Annotated in this window: 28 protein-coding genes; 9 read left to right on the forward strand and 19 right to left on the reverse strand. The window is 64.9% G+C overall.

Features of this window, described 5'->3' with window-relative positions; genetic code table 11:
• The first annotated feature begins 7 nt into the window (after positions 1 to 7).
• From OGV19_RS18420 to OGV19_RS18430, 3 genes are all read left to right on the forward strand, one after another.
• The gene (locus tag OGV19_RS18420; RefSeq protein WP_264310061.1) at positions 8 to 1,213 is read left to right on the forward strand and encodes a transporter associated domain-containing protein; all 1,206 of its coding nucleotides are present in this window, start codon (positions 8 to 10) and stop codon (positions 1,211 to 1,213) included.
• Positions 1,214 to 1,489: 276 nt separating this feature from the next.
• Positions 1,490 to 2,791: an MFS transporter gene (locus OGV19_RS18425; RefSeq protein WP_264310062.1), complete on the forward strand. Its 1,302-nt coding sequence runs from the start codon at positions 1,490 to 1,492 to the stop codon at positions 2,789 to 2,791.
• Positions 2,792 to 3,047: 256 nt separating this feature from the next.
• A complete protein-coding gene (locus tag OGV19_RS18430; RefSeq protein WP_264309399.1) occupies positions 3,048 to 3,983 on the forward strand; it encodes an IS110 family transposase in 936 nt (311 codons plus the stop codon).
• 186 nt (positions 3,984 to 4,169) lie between these two features.
• Here the strand turns inward: OGV19_RS18430 and purT are convergent, their stop codons facing one another.
• From purT to OGV19_RS18455, 5 genes are all read right to left on the reverse strand, one after another.
• Positions 4,170 to 5,351, reverse strand: coding sequence for a formate-dependent phosphoribosylglycinamide formyltransferase (gene purT / locus OGV19_RS18435; protein ID WP_264310063.1), 1,182 nt, complete (start codon positions 5,349 to 5,351; stop codon positions 4,170 to 4,172).
• A gap of 76 nt (positions 5,352 to 5,427) precedes the next feature.
• The gene (locus OGV19_RS18440; RefSeq protein ID WP_264310064.1) at positions 5,428 to 5,895 is read right to left on the reverse strand and encodes a VUT family protein; all 468 of its coding nucleotides are present in this window, start codon (positions 5,893 to 5,895) and stop codon (positions 5,428 to 5,430) included.
• A gap of 62 nt (positions 5,896 to 5,957) precedes the next feature.
• A complete protein-coding gene (locus tag OGV19_RS18445; RefSeq protein ID WP_264313971.1) occupies positions 5,958 to 6,161 on the reverse strand; it encodes a DUF1289 domain-containing protein in 204 nt (67 codons plus the stop codon).
• On the reverse strand, positions 6,151 to 6,675 hold the full coding sequence (locus tag OGV19_RS18450) for a gamma carbonic anhydrase family protein (protein WP_264310065.1): 525 nt from the start codon (positions 6,673 to 6,675) through the stop codon (positions 6,151 to 6,153). Before OGV19_RS18450 ends, OGV19_RS18445 begins: the two co-directional genes overlap by 11 nt.
• A gap of 57 nt (positions 6,676 to 6,732) precedes the next feature.
• Positions 6,733 to 7,332 carry a CoA pyrophosphatase gene (locus OGV19_RS18455; protein WP_027595712.1) on the reverse strand — a complete coding sequence of 200 codons (600 nt, stop codon included), beginning with the start codon at positions 7,330 to 7,332 and terminating at the stop codon, positions 6,733 to 6,735.
• Between the two features lie 125 nt (positions 7,333 to 7,457).
• Here OGV19_RS18455 and OGV19_RS18460 point away from each other — a divergent pair, with 125 nt between their 5' ends.
• Both OGV19_RS18460 and OGV19_RS18465 read left to right on the forward strand, forming a co-directional pair.
• Positions 7,458 to 8,009, forward strand: coding sequence for an NUDIX hydrolase (locus tag OGV19_RS18460; RefSeq protein ID WP_264310066.1), 552 nt, complete (start codon positions 7,458 to 7,460; stop codon positions 8,007 to 8,009).
• Between the two features lie 18 nt (positions 8,010 to 8,027).
• Positions 8,028 to 8,582: a L,D-transpeptidase family protein gene (locus tag OGV19_RS18465; RefSeq protein ID WP_264310067.1), complete on the forward strand. Its 555-nt coding sequence runs from the start codon at positions 8,028 to 8,030 to the stop codon at positions 8,580 to 8,582.
• A gap of 150 nt (positions 8,583 to 8,732) precedes the next feature.
• Here the strand turns inward: OGV19_RS18465 and gspN are convergent, their stop codons facing one another.
• The 12 genes from gspN to OGV19_RS18525 all read right to left on the reverse strand — a co-directional run bounded on the left by gspN (position 8,733) and on the right by OGV19_RS18525 (position 19,326).
• A complete protein-coding gene (gene gspN / locus OGV19_RS18470; RefSeq protein WP_264310068.1) occupies positions 8,733 to 9,392 on the reverse strand; it encodes a type II secretion system protein N in 660 nt (219 codons plus the stop codon).
• Positions 9,389 to 9,775, reverse strand: coding sequence for a type II secretion system protein GspM (gspM, locus tag OGV19_RS18475; RefSeq protein WP_264310069.1), 387 nt, complete (start codon positions 9,773 to 9,775; stop codon positions 9,389 to 9,391). The genes gspN and gspM overlap by 4 nt, the downstream gene beginning before the upstream one ends.
• Positions 9,772 to 10,857 (reverse strand): type II secretion system protein GspL, encoded by a 1,086-nt coding sequence (gene gspL / locus OGV19_RS18480; RefSeq protein WP_264310070.1) that lies wholly within the window; start codon positions 10,855 to 10,857, stop codon positions 9,772 to 9,774. The genes gspM and gspL overlap by 4 nt, the downstream gene beginning before the upstream one ends.
• Positions 10,854 to 11,444 (reverse strand): PulJ/GspJ family protein, encoded by a 591-nt coding sequence (locus OGV19_RS18485; RefSeq protein WP_264310071.1) that lies wholly within the window; start codon positions 11,442 to 11,444, stop codon positions 10,854 to 10,856. Before OGV19_RS18485 ends, gspL begins: the two co-directional genes overlap by 4 nt.
• Positions 11,441 to 11,809, reverse strand: a complete 369-nt coding sequence (locus OGV19_RS18490) for a type II secretion system protein GspI (RefSeq protein WP_264310072.1) — start codon at positions 11,807 to 11,809, stop codon at positions 11,441 to 11,443. Before OGV19_RS18490 ends, OGV19_RS18485 begins: the two co-directional genes overlap by 4 nt.
• Complete coding sequence (gene gspH, locus OGV19_RS18495) at positions 11,806 to 12,279, reverse strand: type II secretion system minor pseudopilin GspH (protein WP_264310073.1); 474 nt, start codon at positions 12,277 to 12,279, stop codon at positions 11,806 to 11,808. The genes OGV19_RS18490 and gspH overlap by 4 nt, the downstream gene beginning before the upstream one ends.
• Before the next feature lie 99 nt (positions 12,280 to 12,378).
• Positions 12,379 to 12,813 (reverse strand): type II secretion system major pseudopilin GspG, encoded by a 435-nt coding sequence (gene gspG, locus OGV19_RS18500; RefSeq protein WP_264310074.1) that lies wholly within the window; start codon positions 12,811 to 12,813, stop codon positions 12,379 to 12,381.
• 17 nt (positions 12,814 to 12,830) lie between these two features.
• Positions 12,831 to 14,033, reverse strand: coding sequence for a type II secretion system inner membrane protein GspF (gspF, locus tag OGV19_RS18505; protein ID WP_264310075.1), 1,203 nt, complete (start codon positions 14,031 to 14,033; stop codon positions 12,831 to 12,833).
• Between the two features lie 3 nt (positions 14,034 to 14,036).
• Positions 14,037 to 15,485 carry a GspE/PulE family protein gene (locus tag OGV19_RS18510; RefSeq protein ID WP_264313972.1) on the reverse strand — a complete coding sequence of 483 codons (1,449 nt, stop codon included), beginning with the start codon at positions 15,483 to 15,485 and terminating at the stop codon, positions 14,037 to 14,039.
• Entirely contained in the window at positions 15,485 to 17,242 is a 1,758-nt protein-coding gene (gene gspD, locus OGV19_RS18515; RefSeq protein ID WP_264313973.1) for a type II secretion system secretin GspD, read from the reverse strand. The genes OGV19_RS18510 and gspD overlap by 1 nt, the downstream gene beginning before the upstream one ends.
• A 21-nt stretch (positions 17,243 to 17,263) precedes the next feature.
• Positions 17,264 to 17,689, reverse strand: a complete 426-nt coding sequence (locus OGV19_RS18520; protein ID WP_264310076.1) for a pilus assembly protein PilZ — start codon at positions 17,687 to 17,689, stop codon at positions 17,264 to 17,266.
• Positions 17,686 to 19,326 carry a bifunctional UDP-sugar hydrolase/5'-nucleotidase gene (locus OGV19_RS18525; protein ID WP_264310077.1) on the reverse strand — a complete coding sequence of 547 codons (1,641 nt, stop codon included), beginning with the start codon at positions 19,324 to 19,326 and terminating at the stop codon, positions 17,686 to 17,688. The genes OGV19_RS18520 and OGV19_RS18525 overlap by 4 nt, the downstream gene beginning before the upstream one ends.
• Positions 19,327 to 19,550: 224 nt before the next feature.
• Here OGV19_RS18525 and OGV19_RS18530 point away from each other — a divergent pair, with 224 nt between their 5' ends.
• The gene (locus OGV19_RS18530; protein ID WP_264310078.1) at positions 19,551 to 21,629 is read left to right on the forward strand and encodes a PhoX family protein; all 2,079 of its coding nucleotides are present in this window, start codon (positions 19,551 to 19,553) and stop codon (positions 21,627 to 21,629) included.
• A gap of 593 nt (positions 21,630 to 22,222) precedes the next feature.
• On the opposite strand, the gene gspK is transcribed toward OGV19_RS18530, so the two are convergent.
• Positions 22,223 to 23,188: a type II secretion system minor pseudopilin GspK gene (gene gspK, locus OGV19_RS18535; protein WP_264310079.1), complete on the reverse strand. Its 966-nt coding sequence runs from the start codon at positions 23,186 to 23,188 to the stop codon at positions 22,223 to 22,225.
• A gap of 147 nt (positions 23,189 to 23,335) precedes the next feature.
• Here gspK and tatA point away from each other — a divergent pair, with 147 nt between their 5' ends.
• From tatA to tatC, 3 genes are read left to right on the forward strand one after another with little or no spacing between them, the layout of a single operon-like run.
• Complete coding sequence (gene tatA / locus OGV19_RS18540; protein WP_264310080.1) at positions 23,336 to 23,560, forward strand: twin-arginine translocase TatA/TatE family subunit; 225 nt, start codon at positions 23,336 to 23,338, stop codon at positions 23,558 to 23,560.
• Positions 23,560 to 23,850, forward strand: coding sequence for a Sec-independent protein translocase protein TatB (gene tatB, locus OGV19_RS18545; RefSeq protein WP_264310081.1), 291 nt, complete (start codon positions 23,560 to 23,562; stop codon positions 23,848 to 23,850). Before tatA ends, tatB begins: the two co-directional genes overlap by 1 nt.
• Positions 23,847 to 24,608, forward strand: a complete 762-nt coding sequence (tatC, locus tag OGV19_RS18550; RefSeq protein ID WP_264310082.1) for a twin-arginine translocase subunit TatC — start codon at positions 23,847 to 23,849, stop codon at positions 24,606 to 24,608. The genes tatB and tatC overlap by 4 nt, the downstream gene beginning before the upstream one ends.
• A 103-nt stretch (positions 24,609 to 24,711) precedes the next feature.
• Here the strand turns inward: tatC and OGV19_RS18555 are convergent, their stop codons facing one another.
• Positions 24,712 to 25,023, reverse strand: coding sequence for a YqfO family protein (locus OGV19_RS18555; RefSeq protein WP_264310083.1), 312 nt, complete (start codon positions 25,021 to 25,023; stop codon positions 24,712 to 24,714).

Raw genomic sequence — 25,023 nt, forward strand, 5'->3', positions numbered from 1 at the left:
GCCGCCCATGGACACCCTGCCGTACGCACCGCTACTCGGCACTCTGGCACTGGCACTGCTCTGGTCGGCGCTTTTCAGCGCCGTGGATGCCGCCCGCCTGCAGCTCAACGGTTCGTTGCGCTCTGGCGATGACGGGCAAGCCCCCCTGCCCGCCCAGGCGCTGGTGCTGTGCGCCAGCCTGGGCAAGCTGCTGGTGCTGGGCCTTGCCTGCCTGATCGGCCAGCGCTACAGCGGCGAACACGGCTTCTGGCTGGCCGGCCTGGGTGCCACCCTGGCCTTGCTGGTGTTTGCCGAGTTCCTGCCGCGACGCCTGGCGCGGCGCAACCCGCAGGCGTTCGTCAGCCTGGGTGCCAGCCTGCTCAAGGTGCCCCTTGCCCTGTTGCAGCCACTGGCCTGCCTGCTCGACGGTTGCGCCAAGCTGATTCTGCGCCCGTTCCGCGCACAACCTACGGCGGTGGCCCTGCACCCGGAGCAGGATGACGACTTCGACGAAGACGAGGAGCACGAGCCTGCACGCCATGGCCTGCTCGACGGCTTGCAGTCGCTGGACAAAATCACCGTCAACGACATCCTGGTGCCGCGCAACGAAGTCGATGGCATCAACCTGGATGACCCGATCGAACGCATCATTGAGCAGCTGATCGTCAGCCGCCACACGCGCCTGCCGGTCTATCACAACGATATCAACCAGGTTGAAGCGATCCTCAACACCAAACTGATCAGCCACCTGCTGCCCAAGGCAGAGTTGACCCTGGAGAATCTCCACGGCGCCTGTTACGAACCCTATTTCGTCCCAGAAAGCACGCCCCTGCAGTTGCAGTTGCTGAACTTTCACAAGCAGCAACGGCGCCTGGGCGTGGTGGTGGACGAATACGGCGAAGTGCTGGGTATCGTCACACTGGAAGACATCCTCGAAGAAATCGTCGGCGAATTCGAAGACGAACAGGGGCTGGACAACCCGCACGTACACCCCCAGGGCGACGGCACCTTCGTCATCGAAGGCACCGCCTCGCTGCGCGAGATCAACCGCACCCTGGGCTGGCACCTGCCTTGCGATGGCGGGCCGAAGACCCTCAACGGGCTGGTCACCGAAGCGCTGGAAAGCATCCCGGAAAGCGCTGTTTGCCTGAAGATCGGCCGATATCGCCTGGAAATCCTCGAAACAGAGGACAATTGCGCCAGCAAGGTACTGGTGTGGACCGTGACCCGATAGCTATACTCGGGTCACGCTTACCCAGCCCCGCCGTCCCGCCTGCTACCCGCACCCGGCGCCACACGGCCAGTCCGCTCCACTGACACGCCCCGCGGTCCTGCTTCAACACCCCGAACAGTGCCCGCCCCCGCCCCTATCCCCCTTGGGCTATCGTCAGTCGGGCGAGCAAAAGAACAATACGCTCCGGCGTCCGCGCAACCGTGCCTGCCCTTGGATGGCGCGCGCAGTCGCGGATCAAGCCCATGGAGCACGACCAGACTGTTAGGGACCTAATTAATGACCACCAGCAGCACCTATGCCCAAGCGCCTGCCGCGCCGGTCAACTCGCCCGCGCGGGTGGCCACCGCCAGCTTCATCGGCACGGCCATCGAGTTCTACGACTTCTACGTTTACGCCACTGCCGCCGCGCTGGTGATCGGCCCGGTGTTCTTCCCGTCCGGGTCGGGCACCGCGCAAATGCTTGCGGCCTTTCTGACGTTCGGTATCGCCTTCCTCGCCCGCCCGCTGGGCTCAGCGCTGTTCGGCCATTTTGGCGACCGCATCGGCCGTAAATCGACCCTGGTGGCGTCGCTGCTACTGATGGGCGTCTCCACCACGGCCATCGGCGTGCTGCCCGGCTATGACAGCATTGGCGTCTGGGCGCCGATCATTCTCTGCCTGCTGCGCTTCGGCCAAGGCCTGGGCCTGGGTGGCGAATGGGGCGGTGCGGCGCTACTGGCCACCGAGAACGCACCGCCGGGCAAGCGCGCCTGGTTTGGCATGTTCCCGCAACTGGGCCCCTCGATCGGCTTCCTGACGGCCAATGGCCTGTTCCTGACCCTGGCCCTGGTGCTCAGCGACGAGCAGTTCCGTGAGTGGGGCTGGCGCATCCCGTTCCTGCTCAGCGCCGCACTGGTACTGGTCGGCCTGTATGTGCGCCTCAAGCTTGAGGAAAGCCCGGTATTCGCCAAGGCCATCGCCCGCCATGAGCGCGTGAAGATGCCGGTGGTCGACCTGTTCTCCAAATACTGGATGCCCACCCTGCTGGGCGCCGCGGCGATGGTGGTGTGCTACGCCCTGTTCTACATCTCGACAGTGTTCTCGCTGAGCTACGGCGTGACCACCCTGGGCTACAGCCGGGAAACGTTCCTCGGCCTGCTGTGCTTCGCGGTGGTGTTCATGGCCCTGGCCACACCTCTGTCGGCCTGGCTCAGCGACCGATACGGGCGCAAGCCGGTGCTGATCGTCGGCGGCCTGCTGGCCGTGGCGTCGGGCTTTACCATGGAGCCGCTGCTGACCTCGGGCTCGACCACGGGCGTGGCGCTGTTCCTGGCCATCGAGCTGTTCCTGATGGGTGTGACCTTCGCCCCGATGGGCGCGTTGCTGCCCGAGTTGTTCCCCACACACGTGCGCTACACCGGTGCGTCGGCGGCGTACAACCTGGGGGGAATCGTGGGGGCTTCAGCGGCGCCGTTCTTTGCTCAGAAGCTGGTGAGCATGGGCGGCTTGAGCTGGGTGGGCGGGTATGTGTCGGTGGCGGCGGTGATCAGTTTGATTGCGGTGCTGTGCTTGAAAGAGACCCGCAATACAGAGCTGTGAGACTCTGGGGCCGCTTTGCGGCCCATTCGCGGGGCAAGCCCGCTTGTGTCTTGGAGAGGGAATAGAATCTGAAGTGAGAGCGGTGAATGGCAAGCTGATAGCCCGAGGTGCCCAGAGCACGTGTGGGAGCAAAAGCTGCCATTCACCGTTCCACTTTGGCGAGAGCCCGAACAGTTGGATGAGGGGCGTAATCTCGAATCACAAGCGTGGGCCAAGCCAAAGCGCTCTCACTCCTTGAGTTTAAGAGGGTTTGGCCATGTCTTCCTCTGTCGGCATCGATGTTTCCAGTGCCACACTTGCTGTTCACATCCGCCCTGAGGGGGTGAACTTCAGTGTTTCCAATGACTTGAAGGGATTCCAACTGCTCGTCGAAAAGCTTGGCGGGTATGCAGTTTCAATGGTCTTGCTCGAAGCTACCGGTGGCTACGAGTGCAATGTCCTCAAAGCGCTGCAGGATGCCGATTTTCCGGTTTGCCGGATCAATCCCAGTCGTGCCCGGGACTTTGCCAAGTCGATGGGTAAACGCGCCAAGACCGATCCCATTGACGCAGCTGTTTTGGCTCACCTGGCTGAAGTTATGCCCCCACGGCCTTGCCAGGTGATGACACCCGAGCGGGCCTTGCTGCGCGAACTGCTTATGCAGCGGGATCGCTTCGTCCAACAGCGCGACGATGACAAGCGGCGCCTGAAGCAGGCGCGGGCTCCCAGTGTTTGTTTGCGGTTGGAACAACACATCGCCTATCTGAAGGGTGAAATTCGAGCGCTGGAACAAGAGATCGCACAGCAGGCAGCAGCTTTGCCTGATGACCGGGTTAAACAGCTCACTCAAGTCAAAGGAATTGGTCTGATTACTGCCGGAAAGCTGATGGCCTTGCTGCCAGAGCTGGGCCAGGTGGATAAGAAGGAAATTGCCGCCTTGGTCGGTGTTGCGCCGTTCAACCAGGACAGCGGCAAGCAGTCGGGCAAGCGTTCAATCTGGGGGGGGCGCTCACAAGTCAGGCGGGCGCTCTATATGGCCTGCTGGGTGGTGATACGGCACAACAAGGACTTCTGCGAGCGCTACAAAGCACTGCGAGCCCAGGGGAAGTGCGCGAAAGTATCGGTGGTGGCGTGTATGCGAGTATTGATAGTGAGGCTAAATGCGATGCTCAAGACCGGAACGCCCTGGAAGGAGCAAATAGCTCATTCGTAGGAGCAAGCCTTGCTGGCGATGCCCGGCACAGCCGGGCCTGGGGCGCTACGCGCCCCATCGCCGGCAAGGCCAGCTTCCACAAGAAGACAGTTGCTCCCACAGCGCTGAACCCGAGGGTACGGTCTTTCCTGTGGGAGCGGGCTTGCCCCGCGAATGGGCTGCACAGCAGCCCCTTACACAATCAGATCAAAACTCGACTTTGACCGCCTGCGAAGCCCGGGTCGCCTTGGCCCGCGCCGCTTCGATCGACTCATCACGCGCCAGGCATACGCCCATGCGACGGGTACCGTTGATTTCCGGCTTGCCGAACAGACGAATGGCCGTGTCCGGCTCGCTCAGCGCGGCCCCCAGGTTAGCGAAGCTGGTCTGTTGCGACTGGCCTTCCGGCAGAATCACCGCCGACGCCGACGGCCCAAACTGACGCACCACAGGGATCGGCAGGCCAAGAATAGCGCGGGCATGCAAGGCGAACTGCGACAGGTCCTGGGAGATCAACGTCACCAGGCCGGTATCGTGCGGGCGCGGCGAAACTTCGCTGAACCACACCTGATCGCCTTTAACGAACAGCTCCACCCCGAACAGACCGCGACCGCCCAAGGCATCGGTGACCGCCTTGGCCACTCGCTGCGACTCGGCCAAGGCCTTGGGGCTCATGGCCTGAGGCTGCCATGACTCCTGATAATCACCTTTCTCCTGACGATGGCCGACTGGCTCCAGGAAAGTGGTGCCACCGACGTGACGCACGGTCAGCAGGGTGATTTCGTAGTCGAAATCGATGAAGCCTTCGATGATCACTCGGCCCTTGCCGGCGCGGCCGCCTTCCTGGGCGTAGTCCCAGGACTTCTGCAGGTCGGCATCGCTGCGCAGCAGGCTCTGGCCTTTGCCCGACGAGCTCATCACCGGCTTGACCACGCACGGGTAGCCGACGTCGGCCACGGCCTTGGCGTAGTCTTCATAGGTGTCGGCGAAATGATACGGCGAGGTCGGCAGGTCCAGTTCTTCGGCGGCCAGACGACGGATGCCTTCACGGTTCATGGTCAGCTGGGTGGCACGGGCGGTGGGCACTACGGTGAAGCCTTCGTTTTCCAGCTCGACCAGGGTCGCGGTGGCAATGGCTTCGATTTCAGGGACGATGTAATGCGGCTTCTCGGCCTCGATCACTGCGCGCAGGGCGACGCCATCGAGCATGTTGACCACATGGCTGCGGTGCGCCACCTGCATGGCCGGGGCATTGGCGTAGCGGTCCACGGCGATCACTTCGACGCCCAGGCGCTGCAGCTCGATCACCACTTCCTTGCCCAACTCACCGCAGCCGCAGAGCAGTACACGGGTGGCGGTGGGCGACAATGGGGTTCCGATACGGGTCATTTCAGGTCCTCGAAGGCGTCCGGGGCTGCGCCAGGCTAAGCGCCGCCCGCTGAAAAAGGACCCGTATTCTACACCATCAACCGACCGCAGCAGCCCGCCGGGCGCGAAATGCCATGGCCAGCCACACCGCGGTGACGCCGGCGAACTTCGAGGCCATCGCCGTGCCGATCACAGCTGGGGTCAGGGCACCGATCATGCCGAAGAAAATGAAGGTATCGACCGGAATGCTCAGCGCCGAGCTCAGCCACAGGCGGTCACGCAGGGGCCGGCGTGTGACACTGAACACCAGCCAGTCGATCAGTTCGGAGATAAAGAAGGCGGTGGCGCTAGCCAGTGCGATGGCCGGTTCCGAGGTGACGTATGACAGCACCAGGGCCACCAGCATGGCGATCAGGGCGCCATGCCCGAAGCGGGTCTGGACCATGTCGCGCAGGATGAACACCAGGCCGCCCCAGGCGGACCAGATGATGTCCAGGTGTGGGGCACTGGAAAAGGCGTAGTTGATCAGCACTACGCTGCTGATATAGGCGATGAGAAAGAACATGAGCAGTAACCGTCAGACAAGCCGCACAGGTTACTTGATTTTGGGGTCAGCGGCAGCCGCTCCTACAAAATCATGCCGGCAGCCACTGCCCGTTCATGGCACAGCTTCAACACCGCGCGGCGTTCAGTGTTATCCATCCGCCCCCAGCGGCCAATCTCGGCCACCGTGCGCTGGCAACCCGTGCAGATATCCTGCTCGTCCAGCGCGCAGATGCTCACACACGGCGACGCCACCGGGCGCTCGACCTTGACCGCCTCACTCATCATCCACCACCAGGTCACGCGCATAACGCTGGGCATTGTGCACATAGTGCGCGGCGCCGGCCTCGATCATGCGCATCTGCTGCTCGCTCAACTCGCGCACCACCTTGCCTGGCGAACCCATCACCAACGACCCGTCGGGGATTTCCTTGCCCTCGGGGATAAGCGCGTTGGCGCCGATGATGCAATGCTTGCCGATGCGTGCCCCGTTCAGGATCACCGCGTTGATGCCGATCAGGCTGTAATCGCCGACCGTACAACCATGCAGCATGGCGTTATGGCCGACCGTCACCCCCTTGCCCAAGGTCAACGGCGAACCCATGTCGGTGTGCATCACAGTGCCGTCCTGGACATTGCTGTCCTCGCCGATGTCGATCAGTTCGTTGTCACCCCGCAATACAGCACCAAACCATACGCTGGCACGGGCCTGCAGGCGCACATTGCCGATCACAGTGGCGTTGGGTGCGATCCAACTGGTGGGATGGCTGTCGACCCGCAGGTCGCCCAGGCGATATTTCATGCTCGCTCCTCAGGATAAACGGCGGCGGTTTGAAGCAGACGGCAGGGTGGGCCCCGCTCAGATTTCGATGTAACGCTCCGGGGGTTGATGCAGGCTGATGCCGGCGTCGTACAGCAGGTTGACCAGCTCGACGATCATGATCGCCGACAGCCCCCAGATCTTGTATTCGCCGTAACGGTAACTGGGCACGTACCAGCTACGCCCCTGGTAATCGATACGGTGGGTGTGGTCACGCGGGTCTTGGCGAAAGAATTCCAGCGGCACGGTGAATACTGCCGCGATCTCCGCATCGTTGGCGCGGTATTCGACGTAATCGGGAATAAGCCCGACGAATGGCGTCACTTTCAGGCCATGCAGCGAGATCAGCGGGCTCAGCGGGCCGATCACTTCCACCAGCCCTGGCGGCAGGCCGATTTCTTCTTCGGCCTCGCGCAGGGCGGTAAACACCAGGTCCGGGTCTTCGGGGTCGCGGCGGCCACCCGGGAAGGCCACTTCGCCACCGTGGGTCGACAGCCCCTTGGCGCGCAGGGTCAAGACCAGTTCGGGCGCTTCGCTGCGGGTAATGGGCAAGAGTACCGCCGCTTCGGGAAACCTTCGGTCGGTTTCCAGTGATGCGGGTTCATGGTTGCTCATTCGGCGAAGAAGCTCGTCCAGCATTGCGCACTCTCGTATCCAAGGCCTGTCTTGCATGATGCACCAAAGCCGCGAAGCACCCAAGTCCCGTACGCTTGCGGCCACCGGGCCATCGCGCCAAGATAGCCCTGTCATAAGGGAAGCTAAGCATGAAATTCTGCAGCGCGTGCGGCCAGCCGGTCATTCAGCAGATCCCCGAGGGCGACAGCCGCCTGCGGTATGTCTGCGCGTATTGCCAGACCATCCACTACCAGAACCCAAACATCGTCGCCGGGGTGCTGCCGACCTGGGGCAGCCAGGTGCTGCTGTGCCGCCGCGCCATCGAGCCACGCCGTGGCTACTGGACCCTGCCCGCCGGGTTCATGGAGAACGGCGAGACCCTCGATCAGGCCGCCCGTCGTGAAACTGTCGAGGAAGCCTGTGCCCAGGTCGGGCCAATGAGCCTCTACCAATTGTTCGACCTGCCGCACATCAACCAGGTGCATGTGTTCTTCCGCGCCGAACTTGCCGACCTGCGCTTCGATGTGGGCGTCGAAAGCCTGGAAGTGCGGCTGTTCGAAGAACATGAGATACCGTGGGGCGAGCTGGCTTTCCGCACCGTCACACGCACACTAGAATGCTACTATCGCGACCGCATCGGGCAGCACTACCCCATAGGCCATGAGTACCTGCCGCCGATGAACGTCTCGCCCACTACTTAAGCCTGCAGGTGCTGCTTCATGCGCTGGTTGTTTGCCTTTTTCTGCCTTTGCGTTACCTCGGTGTCCCAGGCTGCCTTCACCGAGACCATCATTCGCAAGCCGCAACCACCGGTGCCTGCGCAATCGCAATCGCAGGCCGCCATGCAGCCACTCATCGACAAGGTGCTGGTGATCAAGTCCGAGCGCCGCCTGCAACTGATCAGCCGTGGCGAACCGCTGAAGACCTACCGAATTTCCCTGGGCAAGCAGCCCAAGGGCGCCAAGGAGCGCGAAGGCGACAAGAAAACCCCAGAGGGCCTCTACTGGCTGGACTGGCGCAAGCAGAGCGACCGTTTCAACCTGGCCATGCACATCGACTACCCGAACATCAGCGACGCCGCCCGCGCCACCCGCGAGGGCGTGAGCGCCGGCAGCATGATCATGATCCATGGAACGCCGATCAACGACGACTACCCGGAGTGGTACTTCCATACCCTGGACTGGACGGATGGTTGCATCGCCATGCGTAACCGCGACATGCAGGAAGTCTGGGAACTGGTCAAGGACGGGACGTTGATCGAGATTCGTCCCTGACGTCCTACAAACCCACTCACCGTGTAGGAGCTTTCGCACATTCAAATGCTAACCCGCCTGACATCCGCATAGGCGGCGTACTGATGCTGACGCTCGCCAGGTGGGCGCGCGGTTGCAGTCGGCCAAAGGCGGCAAGGCGGACTGACCTGATCACCAACTGACCCGCCGCTGCCCTGTCGTTGCCTCCGGCCCCAGCCACTGCGCGCCGCGCAGCAGCGGGGTCAGGGCAGCATCGGGTTGCAACGCGATGGCGATTTGCGCCTGCCGCCCGCGCACATCTGCATCCATATCGAGCTGATGCTGCCCTGGCTGCAGCAACTGCCCCAGCAGGCGCCAGCCCCCTCGGCACTGCACCTCGACCCAGCCTTGCCCCAACCCCAGCGACCAAGGCTCACTCAATGCCAGGTCCGCCACCGTGAGGCGTCCATCGCTGGCCAGGCATTGCAACCCCGAACCCTGCACCCGCACCGAACCCTGCCACTGTCCATCCAGACGATACGCTGCAGGCACAGTCGCCTGCGCCGCTGCTGGCCGCACCTCTAGCGCCCAGCGCCAGGGCCAGCCGTGAACGTGCACGTGCCACGCCTGCCCCTGAAACCCCAGCGCGCCCTGCCCCTGCAAACGCCAAGGCTGCACGGCCCACTGCAAGGGCCCGAACGGCCCCAACTGGGCAGCCTGCCCTTGCCACAGGCTGCCGCTCACACCCGCCGCCGGTAACCCAAAGCCACGCACCAGCCAACTGGCCGGCAAGTGCACCAGCAAGGTCAGGCCAAACACCAGTAGCAACCACGCCACGCCGCCCCGGCTCATGGTCGAAGCACCAGGTCGAAGCGCATCCCCTGAGGGTCTTGCTCCAACCCCCACTGCAAGGGCAGCGCGCCTTCGGCCTGCAGCGCGCGTACCCAATCCAGCAGGGCCTGCTCATCGCCTACCTGACCGCGCATTTGCCAGGCCTCGCCCTGCGTGACCACCTCCAGTAACTCGATCCGCCGGGCCTGTGCCGACGCGCGCAGGCGCTCAAGGTTCAACGTCGCGCCACCCTGCAAACCCACCGCAGCTTCCGCCAGCGCCCGCCATTGGCTCAGCACGCGCCATTGCGCCACACCTTCGCGCACCACCAGCACGCTCGACAGCAGCGCGATGAGGCACACGGCCAACGGCAAACGGTGCCGCGGCATCCAGGCCCTGCTCATGCCGCCACCTCCAGGTCGAACACCACGTTTGGCGACGACTCGCCGCCACTGACCTGCAACTGAGCCCCTACAGCACTGGCCATCTCGCGCCAAGGTGGTGCGGCGCCCTCCCCCTCCAGCCGCACATGCCAACGCTGGCCATCAAAGCGCACCGCTTGCAGGCGCCAGCCGGGATGCTCACGCAGCCAGGCGTGCAAGCGTTGCTGTAAGTCGTCGAGCTGACGCAGGCGCACTTGCTGCTGCAGGTCGGCCTCGCGCAGGCGCTTGAGCGACTGAGCGGCCTGCCTGGGCCCCGCCTGCTCACCTGTCACGGCAATCACCTGGGCCTGCCAAAGCTGGGCCTGGCGCCATTGCTGGGCCAACCACAAGCCGCCCCAGGTGCACGCTAGCAGCAGGCATGCAGCAATAAGCTGGCACTGCTGCCGTGACGGCCCCGCCAGCGAACGGCGCCGCCTCTGCTCGAACAGGCCAGGCACGCTGTCCAGCGCTGCCAATGCTGCCGGCCACCTGCCTTCCAGGGGGAGCCTGCGTAGCTGGGGCCAGGGTTCGAGCAACACCTCGCCCATCGACTCAGGCCAGGCCAGCCAGTGCTCAGCAGCGTCTTCGCTCAGCCCCTTGAGTAGGCTGACCCCACCTTCTTTCTGCCACCACCAGGCTGCACCCGGCTCGGGTACAGGCAGCAACTGGAATTCGGCCCAGCACCGCTCGACCACCAGCCCCCACTCGGCACATTGCCCACGCCAGCCGTCCAACTGCTCACGCGCCACGGCCAGTAACCGGGCTTGCCCGGCCGCATGGCCCAGATACCCACACACCACCTCATCCGCGCCTTGCAGCAAACGGTCTTCAAGCAGCAGCGGCCACTCTTCACGCTTGAGCCCTGGCGGCGCGGCCAACTGGAAATGGCTGCAGCGCTCGGCAGGCACGATCAACGCCACCCGCGCTTGTAGATTCGCCGGCGGTTCGCCCTGCCCCTGGCGTTGCACGCCATCGCCCCCGACCAGTAACCAGTCCCAAGGGCTGCCTGGACGCAACAGCAGCCAAGGTCGTGCCGGTGAGCGTCGACGCCAGTCAACGTTCATGAGCGCCCCCAGGGAAGAACGAAGGTGCAGGCATACGGTGCTCCATCACGTTGCAGTTCCAGGCGCACGCCACGGCCGGGGTGCGCGGGTTGATCGGAAGGCCAAGGCAGCCAGCGGCCACTCTGGTGGTAAAGAATGTTCATCGCGCTCACCCGCCCAAGCTGTTCACGCAGCACCCAGCGTGGCGCCGAGGCGGCATACAAGTCCGCCGAGCTTTCCAGCAGCAAGCGTTGCTCCCGCGCCTCGAAGCGCAAGCGCTGGCGCTGCAAACGCGACCCGCCTTCGGCTTCCGGCAGGCCTGTCGCGGCCACCCACAGCAGTTGCCGGCTCGCCGGTTGCCAGTCCAACCAACGGCTGGCCAAGGGCAGCCGCTGCTCATACACACGGCGCAGGACCGGGCTGTCGAAGCGCCGCTCCAGCGCCAGGCAAAAGTCCAGCACCGAGGTTTCCTGGCTGCTCACCTGCAACCGCTCACGCACCTTCAGCCAGCCATTGACCAACGCTGCCAGCATGACGCCGAGCAGCGCGGTGAGGGCCAGAGCCACCATCAGTTCGATCAGGGTCAGGCCTGCCTGCTGCCGCTTCATGGGCGCTCCAGAAACACACTGTATTGGCCAAGCGGCAGCCGCTGGTCGCGGTCGCCGAACAGCAACAGTTCACCCCTGCGCAGGTCGCGCACGCCGGTGCGGCGCAGTTTCAGTTGCCAATGGCACACCTGGCCGCCCTGGTTCAGTTCGCCGCCCACTTGATTGCTGGCCGGCCAGTACTGCTCGACGGTGAAACGGGCCTGCAGCTCGCGGGCGCAGAGCAGGCCAAGGCGGTGCTGCTGCAGGTTGTCCTGCACCGCCAGACGCTGGCGCAGGACCTGGCTGGTGATCACCGCCAACACTGCGGCAATGGCCAGGGCAACGGTCACTTCCAGCAGGGTGAAACCACGCTGCTGGCGTTTCATGGCACAGCCGCCGTCTGCAGGCGGCCATCACGGCGCCAGGCCCAGTGCTGACTGCCCTCAGCCCAGCGCCAGCGCACGGAACCCGGCTGCGCCCAACCCTGCGGCGTGAACACAAGGCGCGGCTGCGGGCTGGCTGGCCAGTCGGGATGCAAACCCTTGGGCCAATCGCCCAGGCTGACCTGTTCGACAACCCAGCCATCGCGCTCACGCCGCACGAACTCCGGGCGTTGGCCGGTCCAGCGCAGCCCGCGCAACTGCCCGGCGTGCCGCGCCTCGGCGGCCTGCACGTGCATGTGCGCAGCCAGCCGCTGCAAGGCCTGATCGGCACTGGCCTTGCCGCTGTCGAGCGACGCCACGGCGAGCCCGGTCATGAGCCCGGCGATGGCCAGCACCACCAGCAGTTCGATCAGGCTGAAGCCTTGCTGATGACCGGGTGCTATTGGGACCGCTATGCGGTCCTTCGCGGGCAAGCCCGCTCCCACAGGTTCGGCACAGGTCTTCAAGCCTGTATGTATCCTGTGGGAGCGGGCTTGCCCGCGAAGGGCCATATCAGGCTTATCTAACATGCTTTACAGCGCCCAGTTACCCAGGTCGGCATCCTGGCCTTCACCGCCCGGCACACCATCGGCGCCTAACGAATAAACATCCACCCGCCCATGCTCACCCGGCATGCGGTACTGATAGGGAGTACCCCACGGATCTTCCGGCAAGCGGCGTACATAACCATCGCTGCGCCACGAACGCGGCAATGGCTCCTGGGTCGGCTTTTTCACCAGCGCGGCCAAGCCCTGCTCGCTGCTCGGAAACCGCAGGTTATCCAGCCGGTACATGTCCAGCGCCTGTTCGAGGGTGGCAAGGTCGGCCATGACCTTCTGCCGCATGGCCTTGTCCTGGTTGCCCAGCACGCTGGGGGCGACCACGGCGATCAGCAGGCCGATGATGAAGATCACCACCATGATCTCCATGAGGGTGAAGCCACGCTGACGGTTACGTCGATGCTGCATGGAAGTACTCCTTGTGTTCACAGTTGCAGGCCCTGATTGAGTTGCATGATCGGTAGCAGCACCGCCAGTACGATGAACAGCACCACGGCGCCCATCACCAGGATCATCAGCGGTTCGAAAAGCGCCATGGCGGTGTCCACCTGGCGGGCGAAACCGCGCTCCTGGTCGTCGGCCACGCGTTCGAGCATGTCGGCCAAGGTGCCGCTGGCCTCGCCGCTGCCAACCATGTTCACCAGCAACGGCGGAAACTGCTGGCAGGCATCCAGCGCACGGTGCAGGCTGGTGCCGCCCTGCACCTGCTGGCGCACGTGCTCCATGGCCAGGCGGATGCGCCGGTTGGCGACCGTCTCGGTGGCCACTTGCAGGGCTTCGAGCAGGGCCACGCCGCTGCCGCTAAGAATCGCCAGGCTGCGCGCCAAGCGCGCGCTTTCCAGCACCTGCAACAGGCCGCCGATACGGGGCAGGCGCAACAGCCACGCGTCACGTCGCAGGCACCACTGCGGCTTGCGTAGCAGCCAGCTGGCAAGCAGCGCACTTGCCAGCGCCAACCCCAGCAGCCAGGGCCCAGCGTGTACCAGCCCTTGGCTCACGCCGATCAGCAATGCGGTAATCAGCGGCAGGCTCTGCCCGGCGTGGGCGAACTGTTCGGTGAGCTTGGGCACCACGAAGGTCATCAGGCCGATCACCACGGCAAGCGACACGCCCATCAGCACACAGGGGTAGATCAACGCGGTACGCGCCTTGTGCTGTTGCCGTTGCACCTGCTCCAGGTGATCGGCCAGCCGCGTGAGCACCTGGGCCAGGCGCCCGGACCGCTCGCCTGCTTCGACCAGCGCACAGTAAAGGCCGCTGAACGGCGCCCCCTGGCGCGCCAAGCTACGTGCCAGCCCCAGGCCTTCGGCGAGCGAGCCGCGCAAGGCCACCAGCACGCTGTGCAAGGCCGGCTGGCGCAGTTGCCGTTCGAGGGTGGCCAAGGCATCGACCAACGGAATGCCCGCACCGGTCAGGGTCGCCAACTGGCGGGTCAGTTCGCACAGCTGTGCGCGGTTCAAGCGCTGGCGGCGGGGTTGCCGGGTACCTGCCTCTTGGCGCTGCAACTGGCGGGCGAACAGGCCCTGCTCACGTAACAGCTGGCGCGCATGGCGCTCGCTGTCGGCCTGCAAGCTGGCCTTGTGGGCCTTGCCGGCCAGGTCGATGGCTTGATAACGATAGGTCGGCATGGCTCAGCCCTGCACCACGCGCAGCACTTCGGCCAGGCTGGTCTCGCCACGCGCCAGGCAATCGCTGGCCATGGCGACCAGGCTGCGCCGACGATCAGCCAGGTAATCCTGCATGGCTTGTTCACTGGCGCCGTCGTACAGCAGCGCGATCAGGCCCGCGTCCAGCTCGACGAATTCGTACAGGCCCAGGCGCCCGACATAGCCGCTGCCTTGGCACTGCTCGCAACCCACGGCGTGATAGCTGCTGCCCAGCGCGCACAGTTCAGGCCACAGGTCACGCTCGGCCGCTTGTAGCGGCTGCGCCACCGCGCACTGGCACAGCCGCCGCACCAGGCGCTGCGCAAGCACACCGCGCAGGCACGATGCGATCAGGAAGGGTTCGATGCCCATGTCGCGCAAGCGGGTCACCGCGCCCACGGCACTGTTGGTGTGCAGGGTCGACAGCACCAGGTGGCCGGTAAGGCTGGCCTGCACGGCAATCTGGGCGGTCTCCTGGTCGCGGATTTCACCCAGCATGATCACATCCGGGTCCTGGCGCAGGATGGCGCGCAGGCCAGTGGCAAACGTCAGCCCTGCGCGGGGGTTGATCGCGGTCTGGCCGATACCGGCGATGGCGTACTCCACCGGGTCTTCGACGGTAAGGATGTTGCGGCTGCCATCATTGAGGCTGTTGAGGCTGGCGTACAGCGTGGTGGTCTTACCCGAGCCGGTCGGGCCGGTGGACAGCACGATGCCATTGGGCCGCGCCAGGCAATTGCGCAGGCCATTGAGCACCGCTGCCGGCATACCCAGGTTGTCCAGCGCCAGCAGGCTGGCCTGCTTGTCGAGCACACGCATCACCACCCGCTCGCCGTGGATGCCAGGCAGGGTCGAGACGCGCACGTCCACCTCACGTCCGGCTGCCCGCAAGGTGATGCGACCGTCCTGGGGCTGGCGTTTTTCGGCGATGTCCAGCCGGGCCATGACCTTGATCCGCGACACCAGCATCGCCGACAGCGCCCGTGGCGGGCGCAGCACCTCGCGCAGGTGGCCGTCGACGCGCAGGCGCACCACCAGGCTCTGCTCGAAGGTCTCGATATGAATGTCCGAGGCACGCAGGCGCAGGGCCTGGCCGAACAGGCCGTTGATCAGGCGGATCACCGGCGCCTCGTCATCGCTTTCGAGCAAGTCCTCGATGCGCGGCATTTCGCTCATCAGGCTGTCCAGGTCAACCTGGTCGCCAATCCCTTCGATCAGCGCTTCGGTGGCCGCATCGCCTGCCTGATAGAGCTGGCCCAGTTGCTCGTCGAAGGCCGCAGGCTCCAGGTAGGTCAGCGCACTGGGCTGGCCATGCACCCGCAGCAGCTCCTGCAACTGGTCGCTGTCGGCGTCGCGGCGCAGCCACAATTGCCAGCCGCCCTGCATCGGGGTCATGGCCAGGCCCGCCTGGCGTGCCAGCCGGTAGGGCAGCATCACCAGGTGCCTCCTTCCAGGCGCGCCCTGCTTGCGGGGAACACCTGCAGCAGCGGCGTGCCGCCTTCAGCGCCAGCAAGGTCCGGCAGTTGCAGCGGGGTGGTCTGTTGCAGGGTGCGGTACTTGTCTTCGCTGAGCCCGGCCAGGCTCGGCCCGTCGCGCAGGATGCGCGGGCGGATGAAGACCATCAGGTTCTGCTTGGTGTTCTTGCTGGCATCGGAGCGGAACAGGCGGCCCAGATACGGGATGTCACCGAGCAGTGGTACCCGCTGGTTGCTGGTGCTCAGCTCGTCGCTGATCAGCCCGCCCAGAATCACCAGGCCGTTGTCTTCGACCATGACCTTGGTCTTGATCTCGCGCTTGTTGGTGATCACATCGCTGGCAGCGCTGGATTCGGCAATCGACGAGACCTCCTGAACAATGTCCAGGCGCACGCTGTTGTCGATGTTGATCTGCGGTTTGATCCGCAGCTTTACCCCCACCTCCTTGCGCTCGATGGTCTGGTAGGGGTTGGCGTTGTTCTGCGTTACGGAGCCTGTGACGAAGGGCACTTCCTGGCCGACCAGGATTGACGCCTCGGCGTTGTCCAGGGTCAGCAAGGTCGGAGTGGACAGCAGGTTGAAACCGCTCTTGCCCTTGAGCGCATTGACCAGCATGGCGAAGTTGAAACCGCCACCAAAGTGGCCAATGCCGGCGGTGGCACCGGTGGTGGCAGACAGCAGCTTGCCCAGTGCCTCATTGTCGTCGCTGGCAGCCGCCCCCGCGATATTGGCGATGTTCACCCCATTGCTGCCGAAGTTGACGATACCGGCCCCGAACTTCTCATCGGCGAACAGCCACTGCACACCCAGCTCCTGGGCACTGCTGTCGGACACCTCGGCGATGATCGCCTCGACCACCACCTGGGCACGGCGGATGTCCAGTTGCTCGACGATGGCACGGTAGGCAGCCAGCTCGCTGTCGGGGCCGACCATGACCACGGCGTTGGTACCCTCTTCGTACTCCAGGCGAATACCCGAGCCACCGGCGCTGGCCATCACCGGCCTGTCCTTCACCTCCCCTTCGCCCGCGCTTTCTGCCGGCGCCACGCCTTCCTGGCTGAGCCCGCGCAGCACCTTGACCACTTCACTGGCAGTGGCGTGCCGCAGGTAGATGACCTGGGTGCTGACGCTGCCCACTGCTTCGCTGGGGCGGTCGAGCTGGCGCAGCAGGCTGGCGATGCGTTCGAGGTTGCTGCGCCAGTCGGTAACCACCAACTGGTGAGCGGCCGGGTACGGGGTGATCACCCCTACCCGTGGGTCGATCAGGGGCTTGAGGATGCCCAGCACCTGCTCGGTGGCGGCGTTGCGTAAATCGAATACCCGCGTGGCTACGCTGTCGCTGCCCGCGCCCTGCTGCCCGGTAGGCTCCACCGGCACCGGTTCCAGGCGCGCAGCCTGGTCGGGAACGATCTTCACGCTGCCGTTGGGCAGATCGACCGTGGCGTAGCCCTGGGCACGCAGCTGCGCGAGGAAGATGTCATAGATGGCATCGGCGTCGTGCAGATCGACCGTGCGCACGGTGACCTTGCCCTTGACCCGCGGGTCGACGATGAACGTGGTGCCGGTGATGCGCGACACACTGTCGATGAACTCGCCCAGTTCGGTGTCGACGAAGTTCACCTCATACATCGGCGTGCCGTTGTCATCGAACACCGGCTCTTCAGCGCAAGCGCTGGGCAGGCCCACGGCCAGGGCCAGGCTCAGTGCAGCCGCCATGCAGTATCTAACAGGCATCGTTCATCCTTGCCGCTTGAAGCCGGTCACGGCGGGGCGTGGCGGCCAGGGCAGGCGTTCACGCCGCCCCTGGTTGTTGAAAATCAGGCCATCGCTGTCGATGTCCTGCAGCACGATCCCTGGCGCCAGGCGCTGGCCGCGAGCCAGGGTGCGCACCTGCTGGCCGTAGCGCAGTACCACCACGCTGGCCGACAACGGCTGGGCCTTGAGGCCGCCGAGGTAATGCAGCGGCAAACGGGTCATGGCGATCGCGCCGTCGTCGGCGGGCGCCTGCCAGAGGCCAACCATCAACCCAGGCAGTTGAACTTCAACCGCCTTGGAGGGGCTGGCCGGTTGTGGCTGGCGGCCCAGTTGCAGCACGCACTGTGCAGCGAGCCAGCCGGCCAGGGTCAGGCAAGCGCCGGTGAGCAGCCGTGAAGCGAAGTTCACGAAGCCATCTGCCGGGGATGCCAACCGGGGTGGCCCTGTACATAGCGCACCTGGGGCAATTGCAGCGGTGCCAGTTGCCAGTCCGGCTGCTGACGCGCCAGCCAGGCTTCTACCCGTTGCCACAGCGGTGCGCCAGCCTGCGACTCGAACTGCAGGCCGAACGTGCGGCACAGCCCCTGGACCGGCTCCAGGCCGGTGATGCGCTTGCCTTGCGGGCTGTAGCTGACGCCCCAGGCTTGGGTTTGCCAGCGCGGCAGGTCCTGGCTGTTATCCAGCAGCAGCGGGTCGCCGAACAGCTGTTCAGCGGCATTTTCCAGCACTTGCTCGACCTGCCGGGCCGGGGCCTCGACCACCGGGGCCGGGTAACTCCCAGTCAGGCTGATCAAGTGCTCGCGGGTAATCGCTGCACCTGCGGCCAACGGGCAGTCGTAACGCAGGCCCGGCAATAGCACGGGCATGCTGCCGTCATCGGCCAGAGCCTGATGCAGCAGGCGGTCCCAGCTGCCGCCACGGGTGTCACGCCGCCACAAGTTCTGGGGCGCCCGGGCCAGCGGTTGATCGAGCCACGCCGCATGGCCAGCGCGCTGTTGGCGCAACTGCGCCTGCAACTGCCCGGCACGCACCTGCGCAGCCGGTGCCAGCTGGTGTTCGAACGCCGGGAAGAACCGACCCTCGAACTGCCATTGACCAGCCACCTGCTGACAGCGCAAGCGAAACGCCCCGCTGCCCCGGCACCCGGCGAACAACACCGGCACGCGGCGGCCGCTGGCCTGGGTGGCCAGCACTGGCGCCGGCCACAGGTCTTGGCCGCGCGCGCACAGCAACACGTCAATTGCCGGCAGCCGTTCAGCCAGCCACAGACCCGGCCCGGTACCGACATCGGCCATGGCCACGACCAGGTCCGCCTCGCGCCGGGCCTGTTCGAACACCGGCAGCAAAGATTGATACCACTGTTTAAGGGAGGCTTTCTGGTCCTGGGCGTAAGGGTCGGTCACACCGACCACGGCAATGCGCGCACCGCCCCGCTCGAACAAGTGCAGGGGTTCAAGGCCGAGGCCTTGGCGGTGTTCATCGGCGAGCCCTGCGCCAAGCGTAATGGCAGGAGACTGAGCGTAGAGTGCCGTGCTGCGCTGCGGCCAGAGCACCCGCTCGTCGCTGCTGACGCGCACTTCGCTGCCCAGCAGTTGGCTGCCCTGCACGCCACTTTCACCTTGGGTCAGGTAGGCCAGGCCACTGCCGTTCCAGCCTTGGCCGTTCTCCAGGGTCAGGCTGTTGCCCGCCCCGGCCTCGCCACGCAACTGTTCCAGCAGCGCTGCCAATACCGCATAGCCGCCCAGGTTGGCCTCATCGGCCCGGCCGGCATCGAGCAGCGGCGCCAGTTGCGGGAAAGCGGTGCTGGCGCTGGTGCCGGTCATCCACGGCGCACGCCCGAGGTGGCTGACCGGCCCCAGGCGCGTCGCCGGGACTACGGCCAGGCCGAGCTGGCGGGCATCGAGGGTGTCAGCGACATAAAGCAAATCCAGGCTGGCGTTGCCACCGCGCTGCCCTGGCAAGGCGGAACAGGCGCCGAGCAACGGTGCCAAGGCACCGACACCCATCCAGCTGATCACTTCGCGCCTGTTCACACTGCTTGCCATCGAGCCCGCCATCCTTATCCAAGTTCACGTTGGGCCCCGGATGTTGCGGCGTTCGCATGACAGTTTGATGGCAGAAATCCGACAACGATTCCAAATCGATCTGTCGGGCACGAACGTAAGAACGTGCAGTTTTAAGCGCGCTTTCACATTTCTGCCAAGGAATCATCATACTTGCGCTCTACAGTCGCGGTTTCTTTCAACTCAGCCAACATAAGGACACCCTGATGAGTCGAGATACCGGCGACAACCTGGACCGGAACCACAGCGGCAATCTGCCGATGGCCAGCGTCATGGACGCTTACCTGAGCCGCCGCAGCGTGATGCGCGGCAGCCTGGGCGCCGCCATCGCCATGATCGCCGGTACCGGCCTGACAGGCTGCTTCGACGGTGGTGGCGGTTCCGATCACGATGATCCTGTCACCGAACCGCCGGTGACCGAGCCACCTGTAACCGAACCGGAAGTCCCGAAACTGGCACTGGGTTTCCAGTCCATCCCAGGCTCGCGTACCGATGCCTGTGTCGTCGCGGCAGGCTACAGCGCCTACGTGCTGGCGCCATGGGGCACGCCGCTGAACAGCAATGCCAACCCGTGGAAGTCCGATGGCAGCAACACCTCGACCGACCAGGCCAATGCCATGGGCATGCACCACGACGGCATGCACTTCTTCCCTATCAATGGCAGCTCCGAAGACGGTTTGCTGGCCATCAACTTCGAGTACATCGACGCGGCCGCCCTGCACCCGGCTGGCCCGACCACTGACGTCAACGGCAAGCGCCCGGCCGAAGAGATCCGCAAAGAGATCAACGCCCACGGCGCCGGCGTAGTACGCCTGCAAAAAGTCAGTGGGCGCTGGCAGGTGGTCGACAACGACCCACTGAACCGCCGCTTCACCACCGCCTCGCGCATGGAGATCACCGGCCCGCTGCGCGGTACCGACCACGTCAAGACCAAGTACTCCACTGGCGGCACTCACTGCCGCGGCACCAACAACAACTGCGGCAACGGCTACACCCCCTGGGGCACTTACCTGACCTGCGAAGAGAACTGGCCGGGCATTTTCGTCAACAAAGGCACCCGCCCTGAAGACCAGCGCCGTATTGGTGTCGGCACTTCCAACGGCCAGTACAAATGGGAAAGCGCCGCCGGTGACAGCACCGAGGTGAATGACGAATTCGCCCGTTTCGATGTGACCGTCAAAGGCGCCAGCGCCGCCGACGACTACCGCAACGAAGCCAGCACCTATGGTTACATCGTCGAGATCGACCCCTACAACAGCGCCACCCTGGCCACCAAGCGCACGGCGCTAGGCCGCTTCCGCCACGAAGGCTGCTGCCCAGGCCTGCCGGTGGCCGGCAAGCCGCTGGTCTGGTACATGGGCGACGACTCGAACAACGAGTACCTGTACAAGTTCGTCTCCACCGCCGTGTGGGACGCCGCCGATGCAAGCCCAGCCGACCGCCTGGCCACCGGTGCCAAATACATGGACCAGGGCAAGCTCTACGTGGCCCGCTTCAATGCCGACGGCACGGGTGTATGGCTGTTGCTCGACGTGGCCACCGCCACCAGCGCCGGCAGCACCCTTGGCGCGCTGTACGGTGACCTGCCGGGCATCATCCTCAACACCCGTGGTGCTGGTGATGCCGTGGGCGCGACCCCAATGGACCGCCCGGAATGGACCACAGTCAATCCGCTCAATGGCGATGTCTACCTGACCCTGACCAACAACAGTGCGCGTACCCCGGAAAAAGTCGACGCCGCCAACCCGCGTGGCCCGAACCGTCACGGCCACATTATCCGCTGGCACGAAAGCGACGATCAGCTGAGTTTCACCTGGGACATTTTCGTGTTTGGCGCCAATGCCGCCGGTACTGCTGACATCAACCGTTCCGGCCTGACCGAGCTGAACCAGTTCGCCAGCCCCGACGGCATGAGTTTCGATAGCCGTGGGGTGTTGTGGTTCGAGACCGACAACGGCGAAACCACCCTGACCGATTACACCAATGACCAGTTGCTGGCGGTGATCCCTACCGATCTGGTGGATGCCACGGGCAAGCAAGTGCCGGTCAACGCGCAAAACCAGGTGGATTTGCGGCGCTTCTTTGTCGGGCCGAACGGCTGCGAGGTGACCGGGATTGCCTTCAGCCCGGACAACAAGTCGATGTTCGTGAACATCCAGCATCCGGAGAACTGGCCATATACCGACAAGGCTACCGATGCTACCCCGGCAGGGGGCACGGTAAGGCCGCGGGCTTCGACAGTGGTGATTCAGCGTGATGATGGCGGGGAGATCGGGACGGTCTGACCGGGCGCTGGTCAGCCAGCCTTGCGCTGGCTGTACCGGCCTCTTCGCGGGGCAAGCCCGCTCCCACAGGCACCCCGCTAGTCTCAAGGGCAGTGGGGGGACCTGTGGGAGGTACCCCGCTAGTCTCAAGGGCAGTGGGGGACCTGTGGGAGGCACCCCGCTAGTCTCAAGGGCAGTGGGGGACCTGTGGGAGGTACCCCACTAGTCTCAAGGGCAGTGGGGGACCTGTGGGAGGCACCCCGCTAGTCTCAAGGGCAGTGGGGGACCTGTGGGAGGCACCCCGCTAGTCTCAAGGGCAGTGGGGGACCTGTGGGAGGCACCCCGCTAGTCTCAAGGGCAGTGGGGGACCTGTGGGAGGCACCCCGCTAGTCTCAAGGGCAGTGGGGGACCTGTGGGAGGCACCCCGCTAGTCTCAAGGGCAGTGGGGGACCTGTGGGAGGCACCCCGCTAGTCTCAAGGGCAGTGGGGGACCTGTGGGAGGCACCCCGCTAGTCTCAAGGGCAGTGGGGGACCTGTGGGAGGTACCCCGCTAGTCTCAAGGGCAGTGGGGTACCTGTGGGAGCGGGCTTGCCCCGCGAAGAGGCCGGCGAGGTTTACCAGAGTATCGGCTCACGACTCTTCACCCGCACCTGCTGCGCCGGCACCCGCGCATGCCACTGCACCACCCCCAGCGCCTCGACCTGAAACGCGCTGCGCATCACCCGCCCCTCTTCCTCGAACGACAGCTGCAACAGAAAATGCCCACTGTTGAGCAGCAATCCTTCGCTCAACCGTTCGAACGTCTCATCATCCACCGCCCCCAACGCCTGGCGCAGCGCTGCGGCATCCACATACCCCGACGCCGGCCGGCCACTGACGATGCGGCTGAGCAGCGCACGTGGGTAGCGCCCCTCGTACAACGCCTCGAGCATGGGCAGATGCTCCAGCCCCAAGGCATTGGCGTTCAAGCGCCAGCCGGTTGTTTGCGGCAGGGCGCACAGCATCGGGTAGCGGGCCTGACGCGTGGCATCCGGCTCCAGCAGCAGGTTCAGCTCGCTGGTGTCGAGCATCGGTTGGTTAGCCGCCAGGCGCGCTGGTTGCTGGCGCAGGTACTGGGCACTTTCGGCCCCTTGCAGGCGGGTATCGCTGTCAGTGTCGAGCCAATCGGCCAGGGCATCGACCAGGCGCTCTGCCGCCATGTCGTCGCCCAACAGGCGGCGCAGCTGGCGCTCGGCGCGCTCGCCATCAGCCCCGAGCAAGGCGTTGACGTTGAAGCACGTGTGCTGGTCGCGCACCCGCAGTTGCGCCTGGCCTGCGCCAAAATCGTAGTCCAACGGTTGCCCGCGCAAGGCCTGCCAGAACAACGGGCTAAGCCGCCAGGCCGGGTCGCGCAGCGCCTGTTCGGCATAAGCCAAGCCGGCCTGCTCCATGGCCCTGACCTGCACCCGCTGCTGCAACAGGCGCACTTCATCGACCTGACGCCGGCCATCCTCCACCAGCCAGGCCATGCCTGCCGCGAGCATCGCCAACACCACCATCACCATCAGCAAGGCCGCACCCTGCTGTCGTTTACCGCCCATCTGCAGGCGCCTCTCATGGCCCGTAAAAGCGCCAGTCAACACGCCGGGTGTTGCAGGCAGATGGCAATGGCACGTTCCGTCATGTTCACGTCATCTGCACGAGGCAGGATTGCCCTTCCTTTTCATGGCCTTACAGGAGTGGTCGCAATGGGTGGCATTGGAATCTGGCAACTGGTGATCGTATTGATGATCGTATTCCTGCTGTTTGGTACCAAGCGCCTCAAGGGCCTGGGCAGCGATGTGGGCGAGGCGATCCAGGGGTTTCGCAAGTCCATGGGCGGTGACAACGACGCCAGCTCGCCCGGCCCGGCTCACGTACAACAGCAGGCACCGCTGGCCGGCCAGGCTACGCCACCGGACCGTCAGGCCTGATGTTCGAGGTAGGCTTCAGCGAGTTGCTGCTGGTCGGCATCGTCGCACTGCTGGTGCTGGGCCCCGAGCGGCTGCCGGTAGCGGCACGTACGCTTGGGCGCGGCCTGGGCCAGGCGCGCAGGGCCATGCATGGCCTGCGCACGCAGATGGAGCGGGAGATCGAATTGCCCAACCTCGACAGCGCGCCCTTGCAGCGCCTGGAACAGGAGATTCGTCAGGGCATCAGCCTTGCCGCCCCCTCGGCCAATGACGCGGCAACCGTCGCAGTACCCAGGGAGAGTGTTTCATGAGCCTTGCCATGGACCCTGCGGCGGGCATGCCGCTGACCGAGCACCTGCGTGAGCTGCGCAAGCGCCTGGTGCGTTGCCTGGGGTTGATCGCACTGGTTTTCGCCGGCCTGTTCCCCTTCGCCCAGACCCTCTACACACTGATCTCCGAACCCCTGCGCCGCTTCCTGCCGGAAGGCGCCAGCATGATCGCGACCAGTGTCACCTCACCCTTTCTGACACCCTTCAAGCTGACCGCGATGTGCGCGCTGTTTGTCGCCATGCCGCTGTTGTTGCACCAGGCCTGGGGGTTTCTGGCGCCAGGCCTGTATCGCCGCGAACGGCGGATTGCCCTGCCGCTGCTGGTGTCGAGCATCCTGCTGTTTTATGCCGGCATGGCGTTCGCGTTCTTTCTGGTATTCCCGATGATGTTCGGCTTCTTCGCCAGCGTGACGCCCGATGGCGTGGCGATGATGACCGACATCAGCCAGTACCTGGACTTCATCATGGCGCTGTTCCTGGCGTTCGGGCTGGCGTTCGAGATCCCGGTGGCGACGTTCATCGTGGTCTGGGTGGGGTTGGCGGATGTGGCGACACTGCGCCGTAGCCGGCCCTACGTGATCGTCGGGTGCTTTGTGGTGGGGATGATTCTGACGCCACCGGACGTGTTTTCGCAGACGATGCTGGCGGTGCCGATGTGGGTGCTGTTCGAGGTGGGGTTGTTGGCGTGTGGCGGGTTGAAGCGGCCCGAGCCTGGCAAAGAAATGGTGACTGGAGTGTAGGGCCACTTCGCGGGCAAGCCCGCTCCCACAGGGATATCACAAGCTTCAAGCCCTGTGATATCCCTGTGGGAGCGGGCTTGCCCGCGAAGAGCCTGGATGCGGTCTAGAAGTCAGCCAGTGGCCAGACTTCATAGGCTGGCGTTTCATACGGGTGGCTCTGCTTGAGCGCGGCAACGACCTGAGCAATCAGGTCGTCAGCCACCACCAGCTCCACCTTCCATTCCTCGACCACCTCGACCTGGCCGGTTTGCCCGAGAAACGGCTGGCTGCCGTCCAACGGGCGAAACTGGCCTTGGCCCAGGGTTTGCCAGGCGCAGTGGTCGTAGTCGCCGATACGCCCGCCACCGGCGGCGAACACGGCGGCCTTGACCACATCGACGTGGCTGGCCGGGACGAAGAAGGCGAGCTTGTACAC

The sequence above is a fragment of the Pseudomonas putida genome, assembly GCF_025905425.1.
GTDB lineage: Bacteria > Pseudomonadota > Gammaproteobacteria > Pseudomonadales > Pseudomonadaceae > Aquipseudomonas > Aquipseudomonas putida_AF.

What these genes read in the sequence shown, in the direction of transcription:
- OGV19_RS18420 (WP_264310061.1), top strand. Translation starts at nt 8, where the DNA reads ATGGACACCCTGCCGTACGCACCGCTACTCGGCACTCTGGCACTGGCA.
- OGV19_RS18425 (WP_264310062.1), top strand. Translation starts at nt 1,490, where the DNA reads ATGACCACCAGCAGCACCTATGCCCAAGCGCCTGCCGCGCCGGTCAAC.
- OGV19_RS18430 (WP_264309399.1), top strand. Translation starts at nt 3,048, where the DNA reads ATGTCTTCCTCTGTCGGCATCGATGTTTCCAGTGCCACACTTGCTGTT.
- purT (WP_264310063.1), bottom strand. Translation starts at nt 5,351, where the DNA reads ATGACCCGTATCGGAACCCCATTGTCGCCCACCGCCACCCGTGTACTG.
- OGV19_RS18440 (WP_264310064.1), bottom strand. Translation starts at nt 5,895, where the DNA reads ATGTTCTTTCTCATCGCCTATATCAGCAGCGTAGTGCTGATCAACTAC.
- OGV19_RS18445 (WP_264313971.1), bottom strand. Translation starts at nt 6,161, where the DNA reads ATGATGAGTGAGGCGGTCAAGGTCGAGCGCCCGGTGGCGTCGCCGTGT.
- OGV19_RS18450 (WP_264310065.1), bottom strand. Translation starts at nt 6,675, where the DNA reads ATGAAATATCGCCTGGGCGACCTGCGGGTCGACAGCCATCCCACCAGT.
- OGV19_RS18455 (WP_027595712.1), bottom strand. Translation starts at nt 7,332, where the DNA reads ATGCTGGACGAGCTTCTTCGCCGAATGAGCAACCATGAACCCGCATCA.
- OGV19_RS18460 (WP_264310066.1), top strand. Translation starts at nt 7,458, where the DNA reads ATGAAATTCTGCAGCGCGTGCGGCCAGCCGGTCATTCAGCAGATCCCC.
- OGV19_RS18465 (WP_264310067.1), top strand. Translation starts at nt 8,028, where the DNA reads ATGCGCTGGTTGTTTGCCTTTTTCTGCCTTTGCGTTACCTCGGTGTCC.
- gspN (WP_264310068.1), bottom strand. Translation starts at nt 9,392, where the DNA reads ATGAGCCGGGGCGGCGTGGCGTGGTTGCTACTGGTGTTTGGCCTGACC.
- gspM (WP_264310069.1), bottom strand. Translation starts at nt 9,775, where the DNA reads ATGAGCAGGGCCTGGATGCCGCGGCACCGTTTGCCGTTGGCCGTGTGC.
- gspL (WP_264310070.1), bottom strand. Translation starts at nt 10,857, where the DNA reads ATGAACGTTGACTGGCGTCGACGCTCACCGGCACGACCTTGGCTGCTG.
- OGV19_RS18485 (WP_264310071.1), bottom strand. Translation starts at nt 11,444, where the DNA reads ATGAAGCGGCAGCAGGCAGGCCTGACCCTGATCGAACTGATGGTGGCT.
- OGV19_RS18490 (WP_264310072.1), bottom strand. Translation starts at nt 11,809, where the DNA reads ATGAAACGCCAGCAGCGTGGTTTCACCCTGCTGGAAGTGACCGTTGCC.
- gspG (WP_264310074.1), bottom strand. Translation starts at nt 12,813, where the DNA reads ATGCAGCATCGACGTAACCGTCAGCGTGGCTTCACCCTCATGGAGATC.
- gspF (WP_264310075.1), bottom strand. Translation starts at nt 14,033, where the DNA reads ATGCCGACCTATCGTTATCAAGCCATCGACCTGGCCGGCAAGGCCCAC.
- OGV19_RS18510 (WP_264313972.1), bottom strand. Translation starts at nt 15,485, where the DNA reads ATGCTGCCCTACCGGCTGGCACGCCAGGCGGGCCTGGCCATGACCCCG.
- gspD (WP_264313973.1), bottom strand. Translation starts at nt 17,242, where the DNA reads ATGGCGGCTGCACTGAGCCTGGCCCTGGCCGTGGGCCTGCCCAGCGCT.
- OGV19_RS18525 (WP_264310077.1), bottom strand. Translation starts at nt 19,326, where the DNA reads ATGGCAAGCAGTGTGAACAGGCGCGAAGTGATCAGCTGGATGGGTGTC.
- OGV19_RS18530 (WP_264310078.1), top strand. Translation starts at nt 19,551, where the DNA reads ATGAGTCGAGATACCGGCGACAACCTGGACCGGAACCACAGCGGCAAT.
- gspK (WP_264310079.1), bottom strand. Translation starts at nt 23,188, where the DNA reads ATGGGCGGTAAACGACAGCAGGGTGCGGCCTTGCTGATGGTGATGGTG.
- tatA (WP_264310080.1), top strand. Translation starts at nt 23,336, where the DNA reads ATGGGTGGCATTGGAATCTGGCAACTGGTGATCGTATTGATGATCGTA.
- tatB (WP_264310081.1), top strand. Translation starts at nt 23,560, where the DNA reads ATGTTCGAGGTAGGCTTCAGCGAGTTGCTGCTGGTCGGCATCGTCGCA.
- tatC (WP_264310082.1), top strand. Translation starts at nt 23,847, where the DNA reads ATGAGCCTTGCCATGGACCCTGCGGCGGGCATGCCGCTGACCGAGCAC.